Annotated in this window: 9 protein-coding genes; all 9 read left to right on the top strand. The window is 41.5% G+C overall.

Features of this window, described 5'->3' with window-relative positions; translation table 11 throughout:
* The first annotated feature begins 392 nt into the window (after nt 1-392).
* Nucleotides 393-4,868, top strand: coding sequence for a glutamate synthase large subunit (gene gltB, locus ACU0NF_RS01555; RefSeq protein ID WP_445660005.1), 4,476 nt, complete (start codon nt 393-395; stop codon nt 4,866-4,868).
* A 73-nt stretch (nt 4,869-4,941) separates the two neighbouring features.
* Nucleotides 4,942-6,363, top strand: coding sequence for an FAD-dependent oxidoreductase (locus ACU0NF_RS01560; RefSeq protein WP_445659908.1), 1,422 nt, complete (start codon nt 4,942-4,944; stop codon nt 6,361-6,363).
* 333 nt (nt 6,364-6,696) lie between these two features.
* Nucleotides 6,697-7,581 (top strand): metal-dependent hydrolase, encoded by an 885-nt coding sequence (locus ACU0NF_RS01565; protein ID WP_445659909.1) that lies wholly within the window; start codon nt 6,697-6,699, stop codon nt 7,579-7,581.
* Between the two features lie 145 nt (nt 7,582-7,726).
* Entirely contained in the window at nt 7,727-8,317 is a 591-nt protein-coding gene (locus ACU0NF_RS01570; protein ID WP_131268394.1) for a LemA family protein, read from the top strand.
* A gap of 106 nt (nt 8,318-8,423) precedes the next feature.
* A complete protein-coding gene (locus tag ACU0NF_RS01575; RefSeq protein WP_445660006.1) occupies nt 8,424-9,422 on the top strand; it encodes a TPM domain-containing protein in 999 nt (332 codons plus the stop codon).
* Nucleotides 9,416-9,976: a TPM domain-containing protein gene (locus ACU0NF_RS01580; protein WP_445659910.1), complete on the top strand. Its 561-nt coding sequence runs from the start codon at nt 9,416-9,418 to the stop codon at nt 9,974-9,976. Before ACU0NF_RS01575 ends, ACU0NF_RS01580 begins: the two co-directional genes overlap by 7 nt.
* Nucleotides 9,977-10,183: 207 nt before the next feature.
* Nucleotides 10,184-10,720, top strand: coding sequence for a pilin (locus tag ACU0NF_RS01585; protein WP_445659911.1), 537 nt, complete (start codon nt 10,184-10,186; stop codon nt 10,718-10,720).
* A 203-nt stretch (nt 10,721-10,923) separates the two neighbouring features.
* Nucleotides 10,924-11,454 (top strand): pilin, encoded by a 531-nt coding sequence (locus ACU0NF_RS01590; protein ID WP_445659912.1) that lies wholly within the window; start codon nt 10,924-10,926, stop codon nt 11,452-11,454.
* A 38-nt stretch (nt 11,455-11,492) separates the two neighbouring features.
* On the top strand, nt 11,493-12,230 hold the full coding sequence (gene tfpZ, locus ACU0NF_RS01595; RefSeq protein ID WP_445659913.1) for a TfpX/TfpZ family type IV pilin accessory protein: 738 nt from the start codon (nt 11,493-11,495) through the stop codon (nt 12,228-12,230).
* Nucleotides 12,231-12,336 lie beyond the last annotated feature (106 nt).

Raw genomic sequence — 12,336 nt, forward strand, 5'->3', positions numbered from 1 at the left:
AAAAATGCTGCCAAAAAAATAAACTAAACCAGATGAAGCTTTAATGTTTCTATATTTAAAACATTTAGCTTTATCTTTTCTTAATTGGCATCATTTTTGCTTTATTGGTGCATGAATTGAGTTATTGTCCCTATTTTGGCGCGAAAAGATTCAAAGATTGTGCGAAGTTGCTGAATTTACCTGCTTTAAAAGAGTGCGTAACATCAGTAAAAACATTTTTGTAATTGATCCATGCATAGAAGATGAAATGCGATTATCTTAAGTATGTGAAGAAAATGATTCTGCCCAGTCTTGATCTGCGTGTGAGTAAATTGGACTAAATCGCAAAGAAGATATTTGATTGTTAGATGCCCGCTTTATGGGCCATGTTGAAAGAAGGGTACGCTATGCACATGCCATCGCCTAATACTGTAGCTCCCGCTCAAGGTTTATACCAACCGGATGAGTTTAAAGATAACTGTGGTTTCGGTTTAATTGCCCATATGCAGGGCGATGCAAGCCATGATCTGGTCAAGACCGCGATTCATAGCTTAAGTTGTATGACCCACCGTGGTGGTATTGCCGCAGATGGCAAGACAGGGGATGGTTGTGGTTTATTGCTGGCTATGCCGAAAGCATTTTTCCGTGAAGAAGCAAAAAAACTCAGTGACATCACTTTAAGTGAAGTCTTTGCAGTCGGTACGGTATTTTTAAATCTCGATCCTGCAATTGCTGCGCATTCAAAACAGGTTTTAGCCAAAGAAATTGAATCTGAAGGCTTAAAAGTGCTTGCTTGGCGTGTGATCCCAACCAATGTTGATGCTTTGGGTGAAATTGCACTTCAATCGATGCCGGCATTTGAACAAGTTATTGTCAATTGCCCAATGGGTGTGACTGAAGTTGAATTTAACCGTAAGCTATTCCTTGCGCGTCGTCGTGCGGAACAATTGCTGAGCAATGATTCCTCATTCTATGTCACAACATTGTGTTCAACAGTCATCACCTATAAAGGTTTGATGATGCCTGAAGCAATCGCAGACTTTTATACCGATTTAGCAGATCCGCGTCTGGAATCACACATTGTGGTCTTCCATCAGCGTTTCTCGACCAATACATTGCCGCGTTGGCCTTTGGCACAGCCATTCCGTTATCTTGCACACAATGGTGAAATCAACACGATTACTGCAAACCGTAACTGGGCAATGGCACGTGTGCCAAAATTTGAAAACCCGTTACTTCCAGGTTTAACCGAGCTCAATCCAATTGTGAACCGTACCGGTTCGGATTCTTCAAGCCTGGACAATATGCTGGAAATCCTGGTCGGCGGTGGCATGGACCTGTTCCGTGCGCTACGCATGCTTGTTCCACCTGCTTGGCAAAATGTTGAAACTTTAGATGCCGATCTTCGTGCATTCTACGAGTTTAACTCTAAACATATGGAAGCATGGGATGGTCCTGCAGGCCTGGTGATTCAAGATGGTCGTCATGCCATCTGTATGCTGGATCGTAATGGTTTGCGTCCTGCACGTTGGGTGATCACTAAAAATGGTTACATCACCCTTGCATCAGAAATTGGTGTTTGGGGCTATCAACCTGAAGACGTGATTTCTAAAGGTCGTGTTGGTCCAGGGCAAATTCTGGTGATTGATACCCTTACTGGTAAATTGCTTGATACTCAAGACGTCAGCAACCATTTGAAAAAAATGCGTCCTTACCGTGAATGGTTGCGTGAAAACTCAATTCGCTTACAAGGTAGCCCAGAACTTGAAGAATATTTATGTGATCAAGGCTTAAAAGGCGATGCCCTAAAAGCCTCACAAAAAATGTTCATGGTAACCTTTGAAGAACGTGATCAATTGCTTCGTCCAATCGCAGAAAGCGGCCAGGAAGCAGTGGGTTCAATGGGTGATGATACGCCAATGGCGGTATTGTCACGTCAGGTTCGTCATGTGTCCGATTACTTCCGTCAGCAGTTTGCACAGGTGACCAATCCGCCAATCGATCCATTACGTGAATCGATCGTGATGTCTTTAGAGACGTGTTTGGGCCGTGAGCAAAATGTATTTGAACAAAGCCCTGAACATGCAGATCGCCTGATCATTTCAAGTCCGGTACTTTCAAACTCAAAAATGCACCAAATGCGTACTTTGGGTCGTAAAGGCTATGAAATTGCAGACATCGACTTGAACTATGTTGCAAGTGAAGGTTTGCAGGCTGCGATTGCACGTATCTGTGAGGAAGCGGCTCAAGCGATTCGTGATGGCAAAACTTTACTGGTGCTTTCTGATAAGAAAATCCGTGAAGGTTATTTACCTGCCAATGCCTTGATGGCAACAGGTGCGGTGCATCATCACTTGATTCAAGCCGGTTTACGTACCGATGCCAATATCATTGTTGAGACGGGTCTTGCACGCGATGCACATCAATTTGCCGTGATCTTAGGTTTTGGTGCGACCGCGATTTATCCATACCTGGCTTATGACGTGATCAATGATTTGATCGCCAAAGGTGAATTGTTGGGCGATCCAATTCATGCACAAGCGAATTTCCGTAAAGGTATTGAGAAAGGCTTATTGAAAGTTCTTTCTAAAATGGGTATCTCCACTGTTGCGTCTTATCGTGGTGGTCAGTTATTTGAAGCTGTTGGTTTGTCAAATGAAGTGGTTGATAAATGCTTCACCGGCGTGCCAAGCCGTATTCAAGGTGCAACATTTGCAGACCTTGAAAATGATCTTAAAAAATTGGCTGAAAATGCGTGGAAAGCACGTAAGCCAATCGATCAGGGTGGTTTGCTGAAATTTGTATTCGACAAGGAATATCATGCATTTAATCCGGATGTGATCAATTCACTTCATAAAGCAGTACGCTCAGGCGATTATGCTGACTTTAAAGAATATGCGGAATTGGTCAATAACCGTCCGATTACCACGATTCGTGATTTATTCAAACTGAAAACAGACAATTCAATTGCGCTTGATCAAGTGGAATCTGTAGAAGAAATTCTGCCACGTTTTGACTCTGCAGGGATGTCTTTAGGTGCCTTGTCTCCGGAAGCGCATGAAGCGATTGCCATTGCCATGAACACCATTGGTGGCCGTTCAAACTCTGGTGAGGGCGGTGAAGATCCTGCACGTTATGGCACCATCCGTAACTCGAAAATCAAACAGATTGCATCAGGTCGTTTCGGTGTAACGCCGGCTTATTTAACGTCTGCTGAAGTGTTGCAGATTAAAGTCGCGCAAGGTGCGAAACCGGGTGAAGGTGGTCAGTTACCGGGTGGTAAAGTGAATGGCTTAATTGCACGTTTACGTTACTCCGTACCAGGTGTAACCCTGATTTCACCTCCACCGCACCATGACATCTACTCAATTGAAGATTTGTCACAATTGATCTTTGACTTAAAACAAGTTAATCCTCAAGCGATGGTATCGGTAAAACTGGTATCTGAACCCGGTGTCGGTACAATTGCGGCAGGTGTTGCAAAAGCCTATGCCGACTTCATTACCATTTCTGGTTATGACGGTGGTACGGCAGCATCGCCATTGTCTTCAATTCACCATGCAGGTTCGCCATGGGAATTGGGTCTAAGTGAGGCACATCAAGCGCTTCGCGTAAACGACCTGCGTGGCAAAGTACGCGTACAAACCGATGGTGGTTTAAAAACAGGTTTAGATGTGGTTAAAGCGGCTATTTTGGGTGCAGAAAGCTTCGGTTTTGGTTCAACACCAATGATCGCGTTGGGTTGTAAATACCTGCGTATTTGCCACTTAAACAACTGTGCAACCGGTGTAGCAACTCAGCAAGATCATTTACGTCAAGAGCATTATATTGGCGAGCCAGAAATGCTGATTAATTTCTTCCACTTTATTGCAGAAGAAACCCGCGAATGGTTGGCAGCTTTAGGTGTGTCAAGCCTGAAAGACTTGATTGGCCGTACAGATTTGCTTGAAGTATTGCCAGGTGAAACGGATAAACATGCTCACTTGGATTTAAGTGCATTGTTAACTTCTCATCCTTCTGCTGAAGGTAAAGCGCAATATTGCCAAGTTCAGGGTAATGCACCATTTGATAAAGGCTTACTTGCAGAGAGAATGGTTGATGAGATGCTTCCGACCATTGAAGCAGGTAAGACGGGTGAGTTTAGCTTCAATGTTGTGAACTGTGACCGTTCAATTGGTGCACGTATTTCAGGTGAAATTGCAAAACGTTATGGCAACTTGAGTATGGAAGCGCATCCTGTAGTCATGAACTTGAAAGGTACTGCAGGTCAGTCACTGGGTGTTTGGAATGCAGGTGGTTTGCATATCAAGCTTGAAGGTGATGCCAACGATTACGTCGGTAAAGGTATGGCTGGCGGTCGTATTTCGATCTTCCCACCAAAAGGTTCACCGTTCCAGACTCAAAATACCGCAATCATTGGTAATACATGCTTGTATGGTGCAACTGGCGGTAAAATCTTTGCTGCAGGTACGGCAGGCGAACGTTTCGCAGTGCGTAACTCGGGTGCATTTGCCGTGATTGAAGGTGCGGGCGATCACTGCTGTGAATATATGACTGGTGGTATTGTGACTGTACTGGGTAAAGTTGGTCATAACTTCGGTGCAGGTATGACAGGTGGTTTTGCCTATGTACTTGACCTTGATAATGACTTTGTTGACCACTATAACCATGAGTTGATCGAGTTAAATCGTATTTCTACAGAAGCGATGGAAGAACATCAAGAGTTCTTGTGCCGCATCTTGGATGAACATATTGCTGAGACAGGTAGTGCTTGGGCGTACAAGATCCGCAACGAGTTTGATTTTTACAGCCGTAAATTCTGGCTTGTAAAACCAAAAGCTGCTAATTTGCAAACGCTTTTGAAAACGACTAAAGCTGATCCACAATAATTCCACTACTGCAGATTTGATAGGCAGGTGTAGCGGATAAATAAACCGACTACACCTACCCACGGAGAGAGACATGGCAGAGCGCCTAAACAATGACTTTCAATTCCTGGATGTAGCACGCCAAGATCCAGAGAAAAAAGATCTAACTGTCCGCAAAGCAGAGTTTGTGGAAATTTATAAACCTTTTACAGCGGAAATTGCGGGTAATCAATCGCACCGTTGTTTAGGCTGTGGTAACCCATATTGTGAATGGAAATGTCCGGTACATAACTACATTCCAAACTGGTTAAAACTGATTGCTGAAGGTCGTATTTTCCAGGCAGCTGAACTTTGCCATCAAACCAATACATTGCCTGAAGTGTGTGGCCGAGTATGCCCACAAGACCGTTTATGTGAAGGTGCTTGTACCTTGAATGACGGCTTTGGGGCTGTCACCATTGGTAATGCTGAAAAATACATCAATGACACTGCTTTTGCTCTGGGCTGGCGTCCAGATATGTCCAACGTAAAATGGACGAATAAAAAAGTCGCGATTATTGGTGCCGGTCCTGCAGGTTTAGGCTGTGCAGACATTCTGGTGCGTAATGGTGTTAAACCGGTTGTATTTGATAAGCGTCCTGAAATTGGTGGTTTACTGACTTTCGGTATTCCAGAATTCAAGATGGAAAAAGACGTCATGAAACGCCGCCGTGAAATTTTCGCGGGTATGGGGGTTGAATTCCGTTTAAATACCGAAATTGGTACAGATATTACCATTGAGCAACTTCTTGCCGATTATGATGCTGTGTTCATGGGTATGGGAACATATACCTACATGAAAGGCGGTTTCGCTGGTGAAGACCTGGATGGTGTGTATGACGCTCTTGATTTCTTGATTGCCAACGTGAATCGTACGCAAGGCTGGGAAAAAGACGTAGCTGAATACATCAGTGTTGAAGGTAAAAAGGTGATTGTACTGGGCGGTGGCGACACTGCGATGGACTGTAACCGTACTTCAATTCGTCAAGGTGCTGAATCAGTGGTATGTGCTTACCGCCGTGATGAAGAAAATATGCCGGGTTCTCGCCGCGAAGTGAAAAACGCACGCGAAGAAGGTGTGGACTTCATGTTCAACCGTCAGCCCATTGAAATTGTCGGTGAAAACGGCAAAGTCACTGGCGTTAAAGTGGTCACTACCCAATTAGGCGAGCCAGATAGCCGTGGCCGTCGTAGTCCAGAACCAGTTCCGGGTTCAGAAGAAGTTTTAGCTGCCGATGCAGTGCTTTTAGCTTTCGGTTTCCGTGCCAGCCCTGCAGACTGGTTTGCTGGTGCAAACATTGGTCTGGATGGCTCAGGTCGTGTAGTTGCAGCTGAAAAGCAGCAATACCGCTTCCAGACTTCTAACCCGAAAATTTTTTCCGGCGGTGATATGGTTCGTGGTTCTGACCTGGTTGTGACTGCAATCTGGGAAGGTCGTGAAGCAGCTGAAGGTATCCTGGATTACTTGGATATATAAGCAGGATATCTCATCTGATTAAGCTTTAAATGAATTTTAAAAACCCACTTCGGTGGGTTTTTATTTTGAGAAAATTAAAAAATTAGAAAATGAAAAAGTAGTAAATTTAATGGATGTTCTTTTTCCCTTTGGGAGAGAGTTAGAGAGAGGGGCGAATCTTAAGAGTGGATTATGAGAATCTGAAAACACATCGCGTAGAAGGATAGGGAGCGTTTTAGAAAAATAAACTTTTGAACCTTTTCGCTAATTCAACAAGCGCTTTTGCCATATCTGTCACAAAAATTGCTGTCCATACTGATGTCATTGTCCGATCAAATTTTTAGGATTAACAACATGACACAAGTGGCGACAGAAAAATCATATTTAAATCGTCCCAAAGCAATCGGGATTACAGTCAGAAAACTACAATTTAACCCCAAAGCAATTCGCCGACATTATTTCGCCAATTCTCCAGTAATGTCACATATGCTCACAGCACTTTCTTCGACATTTCCCATTGGTGAGCAATTCTTTGTGCATAGCGTTCGCAATGTGCGTGATAAAGTCAAAAATGAAAAGTTGCAGGCACAGATCACGGCTTTTATTGGACAGGAAGCGATGCATTCCAAAGCACATGCCGAATTCAACGATGCCTGGCGAAGTGATGATTATAATTTAGATCGCTTTCAGGCTTGGCTTGCACGTAAAAATGAGTATGTCAAAAATCTGCATCCTAAAATTCAGCTTGCCATTACCTGTGCCTTTGAGCATTTCACTGCCTTGCTTGGCGGGTATATTCTTCGCCATCCGGAAGTTTTAGCCACTTTAGATGAGGATGCTGCGAAACTTTGGGTCTGGCATGCCATTGAAGAAATTGAACATCGTGCAGTGGCTTTCGATGTGTATCAAGCTGTATATGGCGATGATAAAATCCGACGTATGATCATGCGAAGTGTCACCACAGGTTTTGCCAGCCTAACTTTTTATTCTGCAACGCGTTTATTTCTACAAGACAAAGGGAAAAGTTTGCCTAAAGTGGGCGGGAATATTTTTGGTCTTTATTTACTCGGCAAAATGTTTATCCAGCTTTTACCAGAATACCTGTCTTACTTTAAAGCTGATTTTCATCCTTCAGAAATTGATTACACTAAAATTGTGAATTATTGGAAAGAGCGCTTGGCAGAAGATTATCAGATGGAAAGTTTTCAACATGAATTAAAGCCAGTTTTACTCGGTTAATAGGTGAAATAATAAAGGGTGAATAGATCTATTCGCCTTTTTTTATAAAAGATTTGAAATACTGAAAATAAACAAAACTAGGCCTAAATATGTTTACAATAAAAATATTCAAACAAATACAAAGAAATATAGAGGATATAGATATATGAATGTAATGAAAAAAAGTTTAGTCACTATGGCTCTAGTCAGTACTTTAACATTATCGGGTTGTGGCTATAACACGTTACAAGTTAAAGATGAGGCGGTGACGGCATCTTGGTCTGAAGTACAAAACCAATATCAGCGCCGTGCAGACCTTGTACCGAACTTGGTGAATGTGGTGAAAGGCTATGCCAAACATGAAGAGCAAGTGCTGACAGAAGTCACTCAAGCACGTGCCAATGTTGCAGGCCTAAAAGTAGATAAAGAAGTTCTGGAAGATCCTGCCTTATTCCAGAGATATCAAGAAGCACAGGCGCAGATGACCAGTGCATTGTCACGTTTAATTGCAGTGTCTGAAAATTATCCTGACTTAAAAGCCAATGAACAATTCCGTGATCTACAAGTGCAGCTTGAAGGTACTGAAAACCGGATTGCAGTCGCACGTAACCGTTATATTACGACAGTCCAAGACTTCAACTCCTATTCTCGCCAGTTCCCGCAAGTCATGACGGCTAAAGTGATTGGCATGGATACTAAGCCGAACTTCAGTGCGGAACAAAGTGCACAAAACGCACCTAAAGTATCTTTCGACTAAATCATAGATTACTGAATAAGGATTGCCGATGTCTGATTCTTATAAAGAATACATTTCACCCATAACAAGATTAGTGGCAGTTTTCTTGCTGGGCTGTAGTGTGCTGATGAGTACACTCACATGGAGTGAAGTTGCAACTGCTACAGAAGAGGGTGCAGATGCTGTCGTGGTCGGCAAAATTATTCAGGATCAACAGCAGACGTCTCAAAATGAAACAACCAGAAAAGAAAATACTGAAACAACGGTTCAATCTCTACCAATTGCCAATGATATGGCGGAAGGAGAATCCATACGTGGATTGCCGACCTTAAATGAGCCAGTTGTTGATCAGGCAAATATATTAACTGAAAGCCAGAAGCAGGAAATTAGTCAGCGAATTCTGGCGCTTCATCAACAAGGCAAGGCACAAATTGGTGTGGTGATTGTTCCAAGCACAGGGCAAGAAGATATTTTTGACTTTGCTATGCGAGTTGCTGAAAAATGGCAATTGGGTTCGGCAAAACAGGATAATGGTTTGTTGATGGCGATTGCTATAAATGACCGTCGTATTCAAATTCTGACAGGTTATGGTTTGGAAGGAGTCATACCGGATATTGTGGCAAGCCGGATTATTCGAAATCAGATCACGCCTTATTTTAAACAGGCTCAATATGCACAGGGGATTGATGCAGGTCTGGTAGAAATAGAACGTATTTTAAATATGGATCCCGAAGTCGCACAGAAAGCAGCTGAAGAACTTAAAGAACGCCAACAGCAAGCTTTGCATGAACAACAAGCCAAAGAAAAAACTTTTAGTACAGCCTTATTTATTTTGATTGCCGGGATTATTGGTTCCTTTATTTTTGGCAAGGGTCTAAGTGCATCGACTGCCGCAGTGGCTGGAACAGTAGCTGGTTTGGTGAATGGTGCAGGATTAGTCACCAGTTTATTGATTGGCGGTGGGATTTTCTTTTTACTGATTACGGCTATTGCACAAACTATATTCCATTTGTTCTTGGCTTCTGGTGGAGGTCGCGGAGGTCGAGGCGGCGGCTTTGGTGGGGGTGGCGGATTTAGTGGCGGCGGTGGCGGCTTTGGCGGTGGAGGGGCATCAGGCTCATGGTAATAAAAACAGAAACGACAGAGATTGTCACGCAACCTAAAATAGAAGAAGTAAACCAACCCAGTTTGAAGCGCTGGTTAAAGCATTTTCTTTATATGCCTGCGGCTAAACGTTATTTTTCCAAGCAAGATCAACATGCAATTGCGCAAGCTGTTACTGAGGCAGAGCATGGGCATGTGGGTGAAATTCAGGTGGTGATTGAAGGTTGTATACCCGCTAATCAAGCGTATAACCAAAATACACGTATACGTGCACGACAACTCTTTGCTGAACTGGGCGTGTGGGATACTGAATATAATAGTGGTGTACTTTTATACCTAAATTTATGTGAACGAAAAGTAGAAATTGTGATTGATCGAGGAATAAGGAACGCAACTGAACAGGCAGTTTGGGATGAGATTTGCCAAAAAATGATTGAAAAACTTTCACAACATCAATATCGAGAAGCTGTTATGACAGGTGTATTTAGCATAGGTGAAGTGTTAAATGAGTTTTATGCGCACTCAATAGATGATCAGAATAATGAATTGAGTAATAAGCCAATCATATTGGGCTAGGAAATCGTATTTAAGTGACAAAAAATGTCATTTTTTTACCAAAAAAAACATTAAAACTACGTTGTAACAATTTTATTTTTTTAAATTGCTGTTTTTTCTGTTAATTTTATTATAATCAGTTTTGGCACAGTTAGTGCTAACTATAAATTAAGCTAAATTAGCTTTACAAAGCTTATAAATAAACAAAAAACATTTGTGGAGAATGTTATGAAATCTATACAAAAGGGTTTTACTCTTATTGAATTAATGATCGTAGTAGCGATTATTGGTATTTTGGCAGCAATTGCACTTCCTGCGTACCAAGATTACACCATTCGTACGCGTATTACTGAAGGTTTAACAATCGCTGGTGATGTACAAAAGCAAGTTGCAGGTGCACCTACTCTTGTTGATCTTGGTGTTGCAGTAGATACTTGGAATGCTCAGGTTGGTGGTGTTGGTGCTAAGTCTAAGTATGTGACTTCAGTTCTAGCTGGTCGTACAACAGGCATTATTGATGTTACTTATACTCCTACAGCTGTCGGTGTGGGTGCGACAGAAAATATTATTCGACTTAGCCCATATGTTCAATCTCAAGCTGCTGCTGAAACTTTAGCTGCTGCTTTAGCTGCTGGTCGTACTGGTTCTGTGGATTGGGCATGTACGTCTGAAACTAATGCGACTGCAACTGCACAATCACTTGCTGCTGCTGCGGTAGGTGCAACTGGTGTACGTGCGAAATACGCGCCATCACAATGCCGTTAATATTGGTGTTGAGTTAAATAAAAAACAGCCTGCGGGCTGTTTTTTTGTGTCTTAAATTACAGTTTGTTAACTAAAGTGGGAATAAGTGACAAATTATGCCTCTTTATTTTTATTTTATTTATTAAGTATTTGAAAATTATTAATTTAATTATTGGTATGTTTTTTGAAAAGGAAATTCATAAGAATAATAGAGGGGCAATATTATGCAACGCGGATTTACTTTAATTGAGTTAATGGTAGTTGTCGCCATTATTGGACTACTTGCTGCAATTGCTTTGCCTGCTTATCAGGACTACAGCATACGATCACGAGTGCTAGAAGGCGTAACTTTAGCGAGTAGTGCAAAAGCATCGATGGCTGCAGAGGCCATTGTATCAGCAGGAGATTTACAGCGTGTTGCAAAGGCTGGGAATGATCAAGCGATGAATAAAGGTGCAACCAGTAAATATGTAGAAAGTGTATTAACGGATGGCCAAACTGGGGAAATTACGATTACATTTAAAGCTTCTATGATTGGTGTTGCGCCCACAGAAAATACATTAATTATTAGCCCGTTTGTTAGAGTCAATGGAAATGTAATCAAGCCATTAAAAAATGCTTTGGCTGCAGGGGAAAGTGGGGTGGTAGATTGGGCTTGTTCTTCAAAGACTCAGCAGACCGCAAGTTTAAATGGTATGACAGGTGCAACTTTAGGTACAATGCAACCTAAATTTGTTCCTTCTATTTGTCGATAATAAATAAAGATTTTTTGAGAAAGTATTTTAGGTAGAACATGAAAACAGCTAAAGCTAGGTTTGTTACTGTCCATTTAATTGTTTCTATATGTGTAGCATGTATAACTGCAGCTATCGTATTTTTATGCTGGTATCCCTTTCCTTTAAATAAAGCAGTAGGTGTGACCCATATTTTTCTGATGATGCTCGGCATTGATATGGTACTGGGGCCATTCTTTACTTGGCTGGTTTACAAGGAAGGTAAGAAAAGTCTTAAATTTGATTTAATCGTGATTATTTTTATACAAGTCATCGCATTGTTTTATGGAGTCTATAAAATTGCAGACGGTCGCCCAACCTGGCTGGTTTATAATGTTGACCGTTTTGAATTAATTAAAAACAATGAAATTGTGATGGAAAATCCTGAACAGATTCATTCACAGTTTAAGCAGCCATCTTGGTTGAAACCACAATTTGTTGGGGCTGAATTTGCAAAAGATAAAAAACAAAAAAATAAAGAAATGTTTGCAGAAATTACCTCTGGAATTTCAGTTGCCCAACGACCAGAACGTTATGTAGGGCTGAGTCAAGCAAAATCTCAAATTCAACAACGCGGGATCAGTTTAAAAGAATTAAATGATGTAAATGATAAGGAAGAAGTTGCAAATGTTCTGGTGAAATATCCTGAAGCAAATGCATATTTACCTTTAAAAGCAAGTATCGTAGATATGACTGTTTTAATTAATAAAGATACTGCAAAAATCGTGAAAATTGTTGATTTAAGACCTTGGAAATAAGATAAATCATCTATTCATAATTATGGATTACAGGCTTAAAGTAATGAATTTATAAGAGTTTAAATTTAAGCCTTTATTTTAAAAATAAAATTTAATTATTTACTTA

It is taken from the genome of Acinetobacter sp. F16, from assembly GCF_052712855.1.